General features: G+C 49.0%; 18 protein-coding genes. 11 read left to right on the plus strand and 7 right to left on the minus strand.

Features of this window, described 5'->3' with window-relative positions; genetic code table 11:
* Positions 1 to 41: 41 nt before the first annotated feature.
* The 8 genes from fliL (at position 42) to rcsA (ending at position 5,026) form a co-directional block, all read left to right on the plus strand.
* Positions 42 to 509 (plus strand): flagellar basal body-associated protein FliL, encoded by a 468-nt coding sequence (gene fliL / locus LG384_RS14030; protein WP_045444339.1) that lies wholly within the window; start codon positions 42 to 44, stop codon positions 507 to 509.
* A gap of 4 nt (positions 510 to 513) precedes the next feature.
* Positions 514 to 1,518: a flagellar motor switch protein FliM gene (fliM, locus tag LG384_RS14035; protein ID WP_045444342.1), complete on the plus strand. Its 1,005-nt coding sequence runs from the start codon at positions 514 to 516 to the stop codon at positions 1,516 to 1,518.
* Positions 1,515 to 1,928, plus strand: a complete 414-nt coding sequence (gene fliN, locus LG384_RS14040; protein ID WP_005127761.1) for a flagellar motor switch protein FliN — start codon at positions 1,515 to 1,517, stop codon at positions 1,926 to 1,928. Before fliM ends, fliN begins: the two co-directional genes overlap by 4 nt.
* The gene (gene fliO, locus LG384_RS14045) at positions 1,928 to 2,305 is read left to right on the plus strand and encodes a flagellar biosynthetic protein FliO (RefSeq protein WP_225761103.1); all 378 of its coding nucleotides are present in this window, start codon (positions 1,928 to 1,930) and stop codon (positions 2,303 to 2,305) included. Before fliN ends, fliO begins: the two co-directional genes overlap by 1 nt.
* Positions 2,305 to 3,042 carry a flagellar type III secretion system pore protein FliP gene (gene fliP / locus LG384_RS14050; RefSeq protein WP_045444346.1) on the plus strand — a complete coding sequence of 246 codons (738 nt, stop codon included), beginning with the start codon at positions 2,305 to 2,307 and terminating at the stop codon, positions 3,040 to 3,042. Before fliO ends, fliP begins: the two co-directional genes overlap by 1 nt.
* Before the next feature lie 9 nt (positions 3,043 to 3,051).
* Positions 3,052 to 3,321 (plus strand): flagellar biosynthesis protein FliQ, encoded by a 270-nt coding sequence (fliQ, locus tag LG384_RS14055; protein ID WP_045444349.1) that lies wholly within the window; start codon positions 3,052 to 3,054, stop codon positions 3,319 to 3,321.
* 8 nt (positions 3,322 to 3,329) lie between these two features.
* A complete protein-coding gene (fliR, locus tag LG384_RS14060; RefSeq protein ID WP_045444352.1) occupies positions 3,330 to 4,124 on the plus strand; it encodes a flagellar biosynthetic protein FliR in 795 nt (264 codons plus the stop codon).
* A 278-nt stretch (positions 4,125 to 4,402) separates the two neighbouring features.
* The gene (gene rcsA / locus LG384_RS14065; RefSeq protein ID WP_045444355.1) at positions 4,403 to 5,026 is read left to right on the plus strand and encodes a transcriptional regulator RcsA; all 624 of its coding nucleotides are present in this window, start codon (positions 4,403 to 4,405) and stop codon (positions 5,024 to 5,026) included.
* Between the two features lie 54 nt (positions 5,027 to 5,080).
* Here the strand turns inward: rcsA and dsrB are convergent, their stop codons facing one another.
* A complete protein-coding gene (gene dsrB, locus LG384_RS14070; protein WP_045444358.1) occupies positions 5,081 to 5,269 on the minus strand; it encodes a protein DsrB in 189 nt (62 codons plus the stop codon).
* A 163-nt stretch (positions 5,270 to 5,432) separates the two neighbouring features.
* Between dsrB and yodD the strand changes: the two genes are divergently transcribed.
* The gene (gene yodD, locus LG384_RS14075; RefSeq protein WP_045444359.1) at positions 5,433 to 5,660 is read left to right on the plus strand and encodes a YodD family peroxide/acid resistance protein; all 228 of its coding nucleotides are present in this window, start codon (positions 5,433 to 5,435) and stop codon (positions 5,658 to 5,660) included.
* A gap of 206 nt (positions 5,661 to 5,866) precedes the next feature.
* On the opposite strand, the gene LG384_RS14080 is transcribed toward yodD, so the two are convergent.
* The gene (locus LG384_RS14080) at positions 5,867 to 6,049 is read right to left on the minus strand and encodes a YodC family protein (protein WP_045444360.1); all 183 of its coding nucleotides are present in this window, start codon (positions 6,047 to 6,049) and stop codon (positions 5,867 to 5,869) included.
* Between the two features lie 77 nt (positions 6,050 to 6,126).
* Entirely contained in the window at positions 6,127 to 7,038 is a 912-nt protein-coding gene (locus LG384_RS14085) for a DUF808 domain-containing protein (RefSeq protein ID WP_048221221.1), read from the minus strand.
* A gap of 178 nt (positions 7,039 to 7,216) precedes the next feature.
* Here LG384_RS14085 and yedA point away from each other — a divergent pair, with 178 nt between their 5' ends.
* The gene (gene yedA, locus LG384_RS14090) at positions 7,217 to 8,137 is read left to right on the plus strand and encodes a drug/metabolite exporter YedA (protein WP_048221220.1); all 921 of its coding nucleotides are present in this window, start codon (positions 7,217 to 7,219) and stop codon (positions 8,135 to 8,137) included.
* Here yedA and LG384_RS14095 read toward each other — a convergent pair.
* The 3 genes from LG384_RS14095 to LG384_RS14105 form a co-directional block, all read right to left on the minus strand.
* The gene (locus LG384_RS14095) at positions 8,129 to 8,596 is read right to left on the minus strand and encodes a very short patch repair endonuclease (RefSeq protein ID WP_048221219.1); all 468 of its coding nucleotides are present in this window, start codon (positions 8,594 to 8,596) and stop codon (positions 8,129 to 8,131) included. The two genes, yedA and LG384_RS14095, sit on opposite strands and share 9 nt — an antisense overlap.
* On the minus strand, positions 8,577 to 10,007 hold the full coding sequence (locus tag LG384_RS14100; protein WP_225761104.1) for a DNA cytosine methyltransferase: 1,431 nt from the start codon (positions 10,005 to 10,007) through the stop codon (positions 8,577 to 8,579). Before LG384_RS14100 ends, LG384_RS14095 begins: the two co-directional genes overlap by 20 nt.
* A 73-nt stretch (positions 10,008 to 10,080) precedes the next feature.
* Entirely contained in the window at positions 10,081 to 10,776 is a 696-nt protein-coding gene (locus LG384_RS14105) for a phosphohydrolase (RefSeq protein ID WP_225761105.1), read from the minus strand.
* A gap of 426 nt (positions 10,777 to 11,202) precedes the next feature.
* Between LG384_RS14105 and ompC the strand changes: the two genes are divergently transcribed.
* Entirely contained in the window at positions 11,203 to 12,369 is a 1,167-nt protein-coding gene (gene ompC / locus LG384_RS14110; protein WP_048221217.1) for a porin OmpC, read from the plus strand.
* 120 nt (positions 12,370 to 12,489) lie between these two features.
* On the opposite strand, the gene LG384_RS14115 is transcribed toward ompC, so the two are convergent.
* The gene (locus LG384_RS14115; RefSeq protein WP_225761106.1) at positions 12,490 to 14,121 is read right to left on the minus strand and encodes an SgrR family transcriptional regulator; all 1,632 of its coding nucleotides are present in this window, start codon (positions 14,119 to 14,121) and stop codon (positions 12,490 to 12,492) included.
* Positions 14,122 to 14,196 lie beyond the last annotated feature (75 nt).

A 14,196-nucleotide genomic window follows, 5' to 3' on the forward strand; every position in this document is an offset into this window, starting at 1 on the left:
ATCAGCCCATAAGCTGTACCGAAACAGGAAGCCCGTATCTGATGACTGACTCCGCAATTAACAAAAAGAGTAAACGCGCTATTTGGATCCCTCTGCTGGTGTTAATTACCCTCGCCGCCTGCGCAACTGCGGGATATAGCTACTGGCGCATGCAGCAGCAGCCGTCCGCCAGCGTCAAAGCGGAACCAGCCCCACCGCCGGCCCCGGTCTTTTTTGCACTGGATACGTTTACCGTCAATCTGGGCGATGCGGATCGCGTGTTGTATATCGGCGTTACGCTACGCATGAAAGACGAAGCTACGCGCGCACGTCTTAACGAATATCTACCGGAAGTACGCAGCCGTTTACTGCTGCTGTTTTCTCGTCAGAATGCCGCCACGCTCTCCACTGAGGAAGGCAAGCAACAACTGATTGCCGCCATCAAAGAGACACTCGCGACTCCGCTCGTTGTCGGGCAACCAAAACAGGTTGTCACCGACGTTCTTTATACAGCTTTTATTCTGCGGTAAAGACATGGGCGACAGTATTCTTTCTCAGGCTGAAATTGACGCATTGCTTAACGGCGATAGCGAAACTAAAGACGAACCCATTTCCGGTATTGCAAACGAAAGCAATATTCGTCCGTATGATCCCAATACGCAACGCCGCGTAGTACGTGAGCGTTTGCAAGCGCTGGAGATTATTAACGAACGTTTTGCGCGCCAGTTCCGGATGGGGTTATTTAACCTGCTACGCCGTAGCCCGGATATTACCGTGGGTGCGATCCGTATCCAGCCATATCACGAGTTTGCGCGTAACTTACCGGTTCCGACCAACCTGAACTTAATCCACCTGAAACCACTACGCGGTACGGGTCTGGTGGTGTTCTCGCCAAGTCTGGTGTTTATCGCCGTCGATAACCTGTTCGGCGGTGATGGCCGTTTCCCGACAAAAGTGGAAGGGCGCGAGTTTACCCATACTGAACAGCGTGTGATCAATCGCATGCTGAAGCTGGCGCTGGAAAGCTACAGCGACGCATGGAAAGCGATCAACCCGTTGGAAGTGGAGTACGTTCGTTCCGAGATGCAGGTGAAGTTTACCAATATCACCACATCACCCAATGACATCGTCGTGAATACGCCCTTCCATGTTGAGATTGGCAACCTGACCGGTGAATTTAACATCTGTCTGCCATTCAGCATGATTGAACCTTTACGCGAACTACTGGTTAACCCGCCGCTGGAAAACTCGCGTAATGAAGATCAGAACTGGCGCAATAATCTGGTGCGTCAGGTTCAGCATTCTGAGCTGGAGCTGGTGGCAAACTTTGCCGACATTCCGCTGCGGCTATCCCAGATTTTAAAGCTGAAACCCGGCGATGTACTGCCGATTGAAAAACCCGACCGCATTATTGCTCATGTGGACGGCGTGCCTGTGCTGACCAGCCAATATGGCACCGTAAACGGTCAGTATGCGTTACGCGTAGAACATTTGATAAACCCGATTTTGAATTCGCTGAATGAGGAACAGCCCAAATGAGTGATATGAATAATCCGTCCGATGAGAACACTGGCGCATTGGACGATCTGTGGGCTGACGCGTTAAACGAGCAAAAAACAACCACAACTAAAAGTGCGGCCGATGCAGTATTTCAGCAGCTAGGCGGTGGCGACGTCAGCGGTGCTCTGCAGGATATCGATCTGATCATGGATATTCCGGTCAAACTGACCGTCGAACTGGGGCGCACGCGCATGACCATTAAAGAGCTGCTGCGTCTGACGCAGGGTTCCGTCGTTGCACTGGACGGCCTGGCGGGGGAACCGCTGGATATTCTGATCAACGGTTATCTAATTGCCCAGGGCGAAGTCGTCGTTGTCGCGGATAAATACGGTGTACGTATCACCGATATTATTACGCCGTCTGAACGTATGCGCCGTCTGAGTCGTTAATGATGAATACCCAGGCCACTGTTTCTCAGCCAGCCGCTGTATCCGGATCTCCGTTGGTACAGGTAAGTGGCGCGCTGCTCGCGATCATCGTGTTGATCCTGGCGGCAGCCTGGGTCATTAAACGTCTGGGATTTGCACCGAAAGGGACAGGTACGCGAGGGCTAAAAGTCTCGGCCAGCACTTCATTAGGTCCGCGCGAGCGCGTGGTCATTGTTGAGGTCGAGGATGCGCGCCTGGTGCTGGGCGTCACTGCATCACAGATAAACGTACTGCACACCCTCCCCCCTGCGCCCATTATTGCAGAAGAAAAACCGGCCTCCCCTGCGGATTTCCAGGCCATGATGAAGAGTTTGCTCAAGCGTCCCGGGAGATCCTGATGCGCCGTTTGTTTTCCCTCACGCTGGTAGGCTTGTGGCTGATCAGTCCTGCCGCCTTCGCCCAGCTTCCTGGCCTTGTCAGCCAACCGTTGCCCGGCGGAGGTCAGAGCTGGTCTTTGCCTGTACAAACGCTGGTGTTTATCACCTCCCTGACGTTCCTGCCCGCTATTTTACTGATGATGACCAGCTTCACCCGCATCATCATCGTATTCGGTCTGTTGCGTAACGCGCTGGGAACACCGTCCGCCCCACCCAACCAGGTTCTGCTCGGACTGGCGCTGTTTCTGACTTTTTTCATCATGTCTCCGGTGATCGACAAAATCTACGTTGATGCGTATCAACCGTTCAGCGAAGAGAAGATCTCCATGCAGGAAGCAATGGAGAAAGGTGCTCAGCCGTTGCGTGAATTTATGCTACGCCAGACCCGTGAAGCTGACCTGGCGTTATTTGCGCGCCTGGCAAACAGCGGACCGTTACAGGGACCGGAAGCGGTTTCCATGCGTATTTTGCTTCCCGCTTACGTCACCAGTGAACTGAAAACAGCATTTCAGATAGGTTTTACTATTTTCATTCCCTTCCTGATCATCGATCTGGTTATCGCCAGCGTACTGATGGCGCTCGGGATGATGATGGTGCCACCTGCCACCATTGCGCTGCCATTTAAGCTGATGTTGTTTGTGCTGGTTGATGGCTGGCAGTTGCTTGTCGGCTCGCTTGCACAAAGCTTTTACAGTTAGAGGCGCGAAATGACTCCTGAATCGGTCATGATGATGGGCACAGAGGCAATGAAAGTTGCCCTTGCCCTCGCCGCACCTTTGCTGCTGGTGGCTCTCGTCACGGGGCTTATCATCAGTATTCTGCAAGCAGCAACCCAGATTAACGAAATGACGCTGTCCTTCATTCCCAAAATCGTCGCCGTCTTTATTGCCATCATCGTTGCCGGCCCGTGGATGCTTAACCTGTTGCTCGACTACGTACGTACGTTGTTCGGCAATATCCCCTATATCATCGGGTAGACAACACTATGCTGCAGGTGACCAGCGTTGAGTGGCTCCACTGGCTGAATCTTTACTTCTGGCCACTGCTGCGCGTGCTGGCGCTCATTTCTACAGCACCAATTCTCAGTGAGCGTGCGATACCCAAACGGGTGAAACTGGGGTTGGGACTGATGATAACCATTGTTATCGCCCCGTCACTTCCCTCGATTGACGTCCCCATTTTTTCCGCCGGGGCGTTATGGCTGGCGATGCAGCAAATCCTGATCGGTATCGCGTTAGGATTCACTATGCAGTTTGCATTTGCCGCGGTTCGTACAGCCGGTGAATTAATCGGCCTGCAAATGGGCCTTTCCTTCGCCACCTTCTTCGACCCAGGAAGTCGTCTGAATATGCCTGTGCTGGCAAGACTGATGGATATGCTCGCAATGTTGCTGTTTTTGACCTTTAACGGTCACTTATGGCTGATCTCACTGCTGGTAGATACCTTTCATACCCTGCCCATAGGGGGCAATCCGGTTAACAGTAATGCGTTTCTCGCCCTCGCCCGCGCAGGCAGCTTAATCTTCCTCAACGGACTGATGCTTGCCCTGCCGGTAATGACCTTGTTGCTTACCCTCAACCTCGCACTCGGATTACTAAATCGTATGGCGCCACAGTTGTCGGTATTTGTGATTGGCTTTCCGCTGACCCTGACCGTGGGTATTTCATTAATGGCCGCCCTGATGCCATTAATTGCACCGTTTTGTGAGCGATTATTCAGTGAAATTTTTAATTTGTTGGCCGATATCGTCAGCGAAATGCCTGTAAATAATAGTCCATAACTTTTATCCTGTTTTACTAAGGATTGTCCTAAATTTATAAACCAACAACATCCACCAGGATATATCTGTCGCGGTTTATTTGTTTTAGCCTCACTCACATATCGCAACATTTACTTTACTTTAAGATGTTTCCTGGCAAATTATACTCAACTTTACGGGATAGTAATTTCGCCTGAAAAACAGCGAAAGCGTCATCTTGGGTAGTTATTATTCCGTTTAGTTGTGATGCAATAATCAGGTAAGGGGAATTATCGTTACGCATTGAGTGAGGGTATGCCATGTCAACGATTATTATGGATCTATGCAGTTACACCCGGTTAGGGTTGACCGGGTATCTGGTAAGTCGGGGGGTGAGGAAAAGGGAAATCAACGATATTTCAACCGTTGACGAACTCCGCATCGCCTGCGAATCACTGCACCCTGCTGTGGTGTTTATTAATGAGGACTGTTTCATCCACGATCCAGATAACAGTCAGCAAATAAAGCAAATCATTAATCAACATCCCAGTACATTATTTATTGTGTTTATGGCAATTGCCAACGTACATTTTGATGAGTATCTCTTAGTAAGAAAAAATTTATTGATTAGTTCTAAATCGATTAAGCCCGATTCACTGGATGAACTTCTTGGCGATATTCTGAAAAAGGAAGTCGATATTGTCGTTGATGTAAAACTGCCGACATTATCATTAAGTCGCACCGAATCCAGTATGCTACGTATGTGGATGGCGGGTCAGGGAACAATTCAGATTTCCGATCAAATGAATATCAAGGCAAAGACGGTGTCATCCCATAAGGGGAATATAAAAAGGAAGATTAAGACGCATAATAAGCAGGTTATCTATCACGTCGTTCGACTCACCGATAACGTCACCAACGGGATCTTTGTGAATATGCGGTAAAACGTTCTGACTGGTGGATATTCCACCAGTCAGAATAAACCCGAAAGACTTACATCACTCCAGTTTTTCCACAAAGATACCATCCTGATGTCCTGACTCATTAAAGAACCAGATACCGAGCGGGTAGTCTTCCAGCGAAACCAGGTACATTGTGCCTTCACTAAACTCTTCGATTGCCAGTACCACGCCCGGTCGACGAGGTCCGCCGTCCGTTTTGACTGTAACCCGATCATTCACCTTCATAGTTTTCCTCCTGTGGCTTTGTGCCAGTGTAGAACAAATTCCTTTTTCTGGCAGCGCCTGGCGCGTGTGATTGCGGGTTTTCTCGACGGTCTATACTTAAGTAGCGTGCATCAGAGGTTTTGCGGCGCGCGCCCGATATCCGTAACGGTTGAGAGGTATGAGGATGAAAACCGCGAAAGAGTACAGCGATACGGCCAAACGCGAAGTCGGCGTCGATGTGGACGCTTTGCTGAAGGCAATCAACGAAATCTGCGAGAGCGAAATTCACCGAAGCCACGATGACCCGGAACGCGTTAGCGTTGACGGTCGTGATTACCACACATGGCATGAACTGGCTGAAGCGTTCGAGCTTGATATCCATGATTTCAGCGTGTCTGAGATCAATCGCTGACTATGGGCGAAAAAAATCCCGGCCCTTATCGGGTCGGGATCAAGCTTGCTTATGCAAGAAGCACTTGAAAATTCGTTACACCAGGAAATCTGATGTGTTGGCAACCTTATCTGCAATTTTTTTGTCTGACAAGTAAATAATTCTCACTAAAATGATAAATATAACTAATGATTGAGATATCACCGGGTTACGTTTGAGCGATATATTCAGATTTCCTGGCTAAGCGGTCTTCGTTCACCGGACACCAGTTCATCTTCGCGGAACGCCTCCCGCTTGACGCCAAAGCCGTCGTACCAGCGACACTCCACCATACCGCTGGCATACCCGGTAACGATCATACGTGGGCCGCCCTCTTTCGCGGTAACTTCCTCACTGACAGAAAAGACCATACCTGCCCCCTGTATCAAGAGAAACCTTTTCACCTTAGACGACAAAGAGCAGTTTTGCGTAATCAGCCACTGGACATTTAGTGCGAAACACCGCGCAATTTTGCCACCATTTTCACCAACAGCACCACGATACCGCCAATGATGAAACCGAGGACGAGGTTAAGCAGGGTCGGAAGCATCAGCGCGATAAATACGCTTTGCTGCTGCGAAAAATGTTCAATCGCATGATGTAACGGCGCAATGCCGTGCACCACAATTCCGCCCCCCACCAGAAACATCGCCAGAGTACCGACTACGGACAACGTTTTCATAAGCCAGGGCGCGACTACCAGCAACCCTTTACCTGTCAACTGCGCGAGGGTACTGGTCTTTTCTACCAGCCAGTATCCGATGTCATCAAGCTTGACGATAATGCCAACCAGGCCGTACACGCCAATAGTCACCGCTAAGGCGATACCAGAAAGTACCAGCACCTGATTCAGCAAAGGTGCATCCGCCACAATACCTAAAGTAATCGCGACAATCTCAGCAGATAAAATAAAGTCGGTACGCACGGCCCCTTTGATTTTATCTTTCTCAAAGGTCAGTGGATCCTGCGCCGCAAGGGTGGCAAGACGTTGCTGACGTTCCACAGGGGTTTCCTGGTGCTTGCGGGCTTCCAGAGTATGAAGGACTTTCTCCACTCCTTCGAAGCAGAGAAACGCCCCGCCAATCATAAGTAACGGCGTGATAGCCCAGGGTATGAAAGCACTGATCAACAACGCCAACGGCACGAGGATAACTTTGTTGACGAAAGATCCTTTTGCCACGCTCCATACAACCGGAAGCTCGCGGTTAGCGCGTACCCCCGACACTTGCTGCGCATTGAGCGACAGGTCGTCCCCCAACACTCCCGCTGTTTTTTTCGCGGCCAGTTTTCCCATCATGGAGATATCGTCGAGAAGCGTGGCGATATCATCAAGTAAAGTGAGTAAGCTACTTCCTGCCAAAATTTTTACCCTCAATATTATTTTTTTGCAGTCGTAAGTATGAAGTAAAACACGTAATGCTGAAACCGGCCTTTCTGGTCAACAATTATTTAACAACAGCGGACAATTATAAATCTCGCCAGCAAGATAGTTTTGACGTTTACTATGTTGCACCTTTTTATTTCCACCGTGAGGGATTATGCGTTTCAGGCAATTGTTACCACTTTTCAGTGCGCTGTTCGCGCTGTATATCATTTGGGGTTCCACGTACTTCGTTATCCGTATCGGTGTTGAAAGCTGGCCGCCGTTGATGATGGCTGGCGTGCGTTTTCTCTCTGCGGGAATTCTATTAACTGCGTTTTTACTTATTCGCGGTCATAAGCTGCCGCCTTTACGCCCTCTCCTTAATGCCGCGCTGATCGGTATTCTGCTGCTGGCAGTGGGTAATGGTCTGGTTACCGTCGCAGAACACCAAAATGTCCCTTCCGGCATCGCTGCCGTGGTAGTCGCCACGGTTCCACTGTTTACTCTTTGCTTTAGTTATTTTTTTGGTATCAAAACGCGCAAACTGGAATGGGTGGGGATTGCTATCGGACTGGCAGGGATCATCATGCTCAACAGCGGGGGAAATCTGAGTGGCAATCCGTGGGGGGCCGTGTTAATTCTAATCGGCTCGATGAGCTGGGCATTTGGCTCCGTATACGGCTCACGCATAACCTTACCCGTCGGCATGATGGCTGGTGCGATTGAAATGTTAGCTGCGGGTATTGTGCTGATGTGCGCATCGCTTCTCAGCGGAGAAAAATTAACCACTATGCCATCACTTTCCGGCTTTATGGCGGTGGCTTACCTGGCCCTGTTTGGCTCTATCATCGCCATCAACGCTTATATGTACCTTATCCGCAATGTTAGCCCAGCCCTGGCGACCAGTTACGCTTACGTCAATCCAGTGGTGGCTGTGTTGCTAGGAACAGGTCTGGGCGGTGAAAGCCTGGCGCTCATCGAGTGGTTGGCTCTGGGCGTGATAGTTTTCGCGGTAATACTGGTGACACTGGGTAAATACCTTTTTCCCGCCAGGGCCGACGTTGTCGCGGCTCCATCGGAAAAGTCCTTACAGTAAATGAATGCCAAGAGTGTCAATCTGCGCGGTGGAGCCACCGCCGCAGATCCACTCAATAACGCGTTCCGACAGTGCCTCATCCGCGAGTTTTTTTCGTCCCCGTAACGCGCATTCCCAGACAATCAGTACACGCCAGCCAAGCGCCTGTAGCTTTTCTCGATCCCGTCCGTCACGCTCGACATTCTTGCTTATTTTATCCAGCCAGAAGGCTGTTCGGGTGGCTGGCGTCTTAAACAAATAACAGTTGTGGTGATGCCAGAAACAGCCATGGGTGAAAATCACGCACTGATAGTCATCCACGACAAAATCAGGGCGACCCGGTAACGCAGCATCCTGAACGCGAAAAGTGACACCCTGCTCTGTCAACACGCTGGCCAGTCTTTTTTCAATAGCCGTATCGCGGGTGGCGATTGCCCGCATATTTTTACTGCGTGTTGCTTTATCGTGAACGTCTGCCATGCAGATTCTCTTTTTCCCGCATCACAACGGCCTGTTTGATTTTTGGCTCCAGCAGTCTGGCAACCGCTGCGAATGCAGGGACGACCACCGAGTTACCAAACTGACGATAGGCCTGGGTATCTGACACCGGAATTCGGAACTGATATCCCTGAGGTGATTCAAATCCCATCAGACGCGCGCACTCTCTGGGCGTTAGTCTGCGCGGACGGTGCAACTGATTCTTGGGATCGTCGAAATCTTTTTCACCCAGCGCCATGTCCCAGCCACGATCAATCAGGATTTCAGCCCCGTCTTTGTAATAGCGTGCAGATAGTGTGCGCGTCACGGTATCCGGGTTGTCGGGATACACCATGCCGTAACCAAACCCATTTCCGCGCGCCTGATGCTTTTTCGCATAACGATAGAGATATTTCCACAGCACTGGCGTCAGTACATATTTCGCATCAACCGTCGGCTCAAGTAGTTCCGCCAGCGTAAGACGTCGCTGCGGGTAGCGGGTAACAATATTGCGCAGCGTAAAGTCTGTTTTCAAATTCAGACAGCGTCGAAAACCAACGAGCACAATACGTTCGCGATGCTGGGGCAAAAAATGTTTTCCATCGATGATTTTGGGATCATCCGGTCCGTTATCCGCCGCATCCGCTACGTCATAACCCAGTTCATCCAGCGTCTGCATAATGATACGAAACGTTTTTCCCTGGTCATGACTCTTCAAGTTTTTGACATTTTCGAGCACAAATATAGCCGGACGTCGCGCATCAATAATTCGGACGACATCAAAAAATAGCGTGCCTTGTGTATCGCAGGCAAAACCGTGAGCACGACCTAACGCATTTTTCTTTGATACGCCAGCCAGAGAGAACGGCTGACAAGGAAAACCCGCCAGCAGCACATCATGCTCAGGAACATGCTGGCGAATATGTTCTGCCGCCTGTTGATCACTCACCCCTTCATGGTGACTGAGCGTGATATCGCGAATATCTTCATTAAAGTAATGTTGATTTGGATCGCAATAGTTGTTCGCTTTGTAAGTTCGCACCGCATGCTTGTTCCACTCGCTGGTAAAAACACACTGTCCGCCTATTGCTTCAAAACCTCGGCGAATGCCACCAATTCCGGCAAAAAGATCGATAAAACGAAAAGCATAATATGGATGATGCGCGGGCGGCGTGGGAAGCAAAGTCTTCAGATGAGCAAGTTCATTATCGCTAAGGCGATGCCATGTCTCATTCGCAACTACGCGCTTAAAGATTGCCGGGCTCCAGTGATTCTCGCCAATCCCATTAAGATGAGCGACCAGCGTTTTTACGTCGTAGATCTCAAGCAACTTCACCAAAATCGCCTGCGCGGCGGTCCCGGTATCATCTGTCATCAGGTTCATGGTGCCTGCTACTGAAAATTTTTCCTGCATACGTTTAACCGGCCGAAATGGATGGTCGACAGGTTAACATAAAATAGAGGTGTTGACGTTTTGACTGTTATGTCTACTGATTTGATGTAAAGGGTTGAATAGCAGCGAGATCCAGCATTTCATATTCCCCTTTCAGCTCTGCGCTTAATTTCGCCATATAGGTCAGCAAAAAGTCAGCATTATGTTGTGCCAGATGCCGTCCTTGCTCAGTTTGCATCGTCATCGGTAACGTCAGCAATTTGGTCTGAAAATGGTCAAGCGCATATTGCTTATCGTCTGGAGTACGGTGTCGGGCAAAAGGATCTTCCGCGTCAAACAATGCTACGCCCAATGCGCCCGAAACAGCAAACACACGTGCTAAACCGATGGCCCCTAAAGCTTCAAGTCTGTCAGCATCCTGGACAATTTTAGCTTCAATAGTCTCAGGCGTGATTTTTGCGCTAAAGCTGTGCGCTTCAATGGCGTGACTCACCGCTGGTAAATGGTCTTCAGGAAAATCAGGAAAGTCTTGAACCAACAAACGGCGCGTCTCCTCTGCGGCCAACACTGACGAACGATGACGGTCAGGATGGTTTTTCGGCAAGCTGACAAGATCATGGAAATAGCAGGCTGTCAGAACCACCAACCAGTCAATCTCTGCGCCATTACCCAGCTTTTGCGACGTCATCCACACGCGTCGAAAATGAAAAATGTCATGCGCAGCATCTTGTCCCAAGTGATTTTTGCGTAACCACGCTTCAAACTGCGACTGCCAGTATTGTAAATCCACGTTAACGCTCTCAGCAGAAAGAAAACTACCTTAACAATAAACGTCATCACAGACCACATACAGTTGTGTTCTTTATAAGAAGTAATTACTACATAGCATCAAAGAATGAATACAACCAAGTTTACAATATGACATGGCAACAATATGCGATTAAAGAAATCATTCCTTACGCACATAATATATAAAATCATCATGATTAAAATATAACCAATAACATCATGAAAACATACATTTAAATATTTAATAAAACAATAAGGAACATATTAAATAGTTATCAAAAAACCAAATGGAAACATATTGAAATATTTAAAATATATTTGTTACATGTTATCTTTTAAATCAATCGAACTTAATAGAATAGTATCTAAATGTAGTTACTGGATAGAGCTACATATTCTTATCAATTATTATTAAAGGAAATATATAATGAAAAGAAAAGTTTTGGCATTACTTCTTCCTGCGTTATTAGCTGCCGGCGCAGCAAATGCTGCTGAAATCTATAATAAGAATGGCAATAAACTCGACGTGTACGGCAAAGTTGATGGTCTGCGTTATTTTTCTAATGATGCAGGCAGTGACGGTGATCAGACCTATGCGCGTCTTGGCTTTAAAGGTGAAACCCAGATCAACGATATGATGACGGGCTACGGTCAGTGGGAATACCACATTCAGGCCAACGGCCCCGAAAGCGATCACGGTGATTCCTGGACTCGTCTGGCCTTTGCCGGTTTAGGCTTCGGTCAGAATGGTACCTTCGACTATGGTCGTAATTACGGTGTAGTCTACGACGTTGAAGCGTGGACCGATATGCTGCCAGAGTTTGGTGGTGATACCTACGCCCAGACCGATGTTTACATGACAGGGCGTACCAACGGCGTTGCAACCTACCGTAACAATGGCTTCTTTGGTCAGGTTGATGGTCTGAACTTTGCGCTGCAATATCAGGGTAATAATGAAGGGCACAGCGCAAATCAGGAAGGTTCTGGTAATGGCAATAGTCGTAAACTGGCTAAACAAAATGGCGATGGTTATGGCATGTCCACCTCTTATGACTTTGACTTCGGTTTAAGCATGGGTGCTGCCTATTCCAGTTCAGATCGTACAAATGATCAGGTTGCAAAAAGCAACCGCAATGACAAATCCAGCATTACTGCGGGCGGCGATACAGCTGACGCATGGACTGTTGGTACTAAATACGATGCGAATGATGTTTACCTGGCGGCAATGTATGCTGAAACTCGCAATATGACCTCATATGGCAACAGTGACGGTATCGCGAATAAAACGCAGAACTTTGAAATCACAGCCCAGTATCAGTTTGACTTTGGTCTGCGCCCTTCCGTTTCCTACCTGTTGTCTAAAGGTAAGGACTTAGGTGGTCAGGGCGTTTATAATAACCGTGGTATCGCTCAGTACACCGACAAAGATCTGGTGAAATATGTCGACGTCGGTGCGACTTACTACTTCAACAAAAATATGTCCACCTACGTTGATTATAAAATCAACCTGCTGGATGAAGACGATCAGTTCTACGCCGATAACGGGATCGCGACTGACGACATCGTTGCAGTTGGTTTAGTCTATCAGTTCTAATCTGCTCATTAATACGCAAGCCCGCTTTATATAAAGCGGGCTATTTTATTTATGCTGACCCGTCCTGAATGACGTTTTTAAATTGCGAGGAAGTATCAGGTATTTCCTCGCCGAAAGTACTCAGTTAACGTCCACCCAAATTCGATTAAAATCTGGCCATCCCTGGGGAAATACAGTTACGTCGCAGATCCCCTTGCTTGCCCGCACTTCAAACTTCAGGGTGAATAGCGGAGACACGCAGCCAGTCCTGATCAGTAAGTCCATTATCCTGCGTATACGCTCAGGATAGCGTGCTTCATCCCGTCCAAGGCGAATCAGGAGCTGACTAAGCCTGCTATAAAATGTCGGTGGCGTGAATTGCCGGATCATAACCGAATGACAGAAGCGAGTTTCTGGTGCGAACCACCATGGGGTTTGAAAGCGCAGATCCGACACACCTATATCGCAGTCATCCCATTTTTCAGGCAGGAACCACAAATTGGCATCAATGGGGCGTATCGTCAGTTTACATCCCCAGTAACGCATCTGACGCTGAAGATTTTTCATCAATGCTTCCGTCTCAGGCGCCCAAAAGTAGCCGAGCGTCACCGCTGGCGGCAGCAAAACGACTTCCGCATTCTCAGACAATGCAGGTACTGACCATTGCTCACTGACAGGTGATACATTCTCACGCCCAATAAGCGATCTCAGAGCAACGCCAGCCAGTGCCTGAATAAAACGTTGCTGCGATGGGTTCAGACTCCCACTGCGATTATTAAATGCAAGGTAGACAAAACCAGCATCATCTTTCGGGAGATACTGAAACGTCGCTCCCTCCGGCTCCTCATCCGGGTGTAGCAGGACCACTGTGGTCCACTGCCTGCCAGGCAAACGGGCCTCAATACTGTACTCGATGGTCTGTATCCGCGGTTTCGTACCGTGATAACAATAAGATGCCTCAAGCTGCAATTGATGATCGTTATGCACCCGGATCGCGAAAGGCCCTAACCCCGTTTCCCCCGACTGCGGGTGAGCAAGCCGGTGTACCGGATCGGCCAATCGGTATGCCAGCATCGCATCAGGTCGGGACAGTGACAAAATCAGGGTATCTATACCGCGGTCTTTTTCCAGCTCGACGGAAGTCACATGAGAAAATGCAGGACGAGCAAGGTGAATCTGCAACGACTGTAACAACTGGTCGGCATGAACAGGCTCCCCATTGTGCCAGGTCAGGCCTTGTCGTAAAGGAAATCGCCAGGTCTGTAAATTCTGGCTTTTTTTTGCAGCCATCGCCACGTCCGGCACTGCAACACCTTGATCGTTGATGGAAGTCAGTCCGGCATGAACCATATTCAACAGATGGCGTTCAACCCTCCCGGTATGGTCAGAGGGCACAATGGCATCAATTGGACGGTAGAAACGAATACACACACGGTTACTGCTAACATCCTCTGGGGGAGAACTTTCATATTCTGAATCTAACGTCGCGCTCACTTCGAGGAAAATTTTCTCTTTTTCCTGCATAGAGACATCTTTCACACGGCAGTGTAAACGCCCCCTGGCTCCCTGGCCACGCTGTCCGGTCCACGATAGCCACTGACGTGCCATCATCGACTGGAGTAACACCCGAGTATAGCGACGGCAGCATCCCAGTTCTTCAGCAATTTCCTGTAGCGTCACCGCCGCGGCAGTCGTCTGCCAGCGAGCAACTAATCGTTGATAGTGAGATTCCAGACAGGATGTCTTGGGGGCGTATTTTCTATCCCGATTCATTACTGACATCATCCATTCCTTTATTTTTACAACCTTTCCTGATACCGCGAGTGGTGCAGAATATTTTCAGTTAAT

It is taken from the genome of Citrobacter sp. Marseille-Q3906 (assembly GCF_916618775.1).
GTDB classification, from domain to species: Bacteria; Pseudomonadota; Gammaproteobacteria; order Enterobacterales; family Enterobacteriaceae; genus Citrobacter; species Citrobacter murliniae.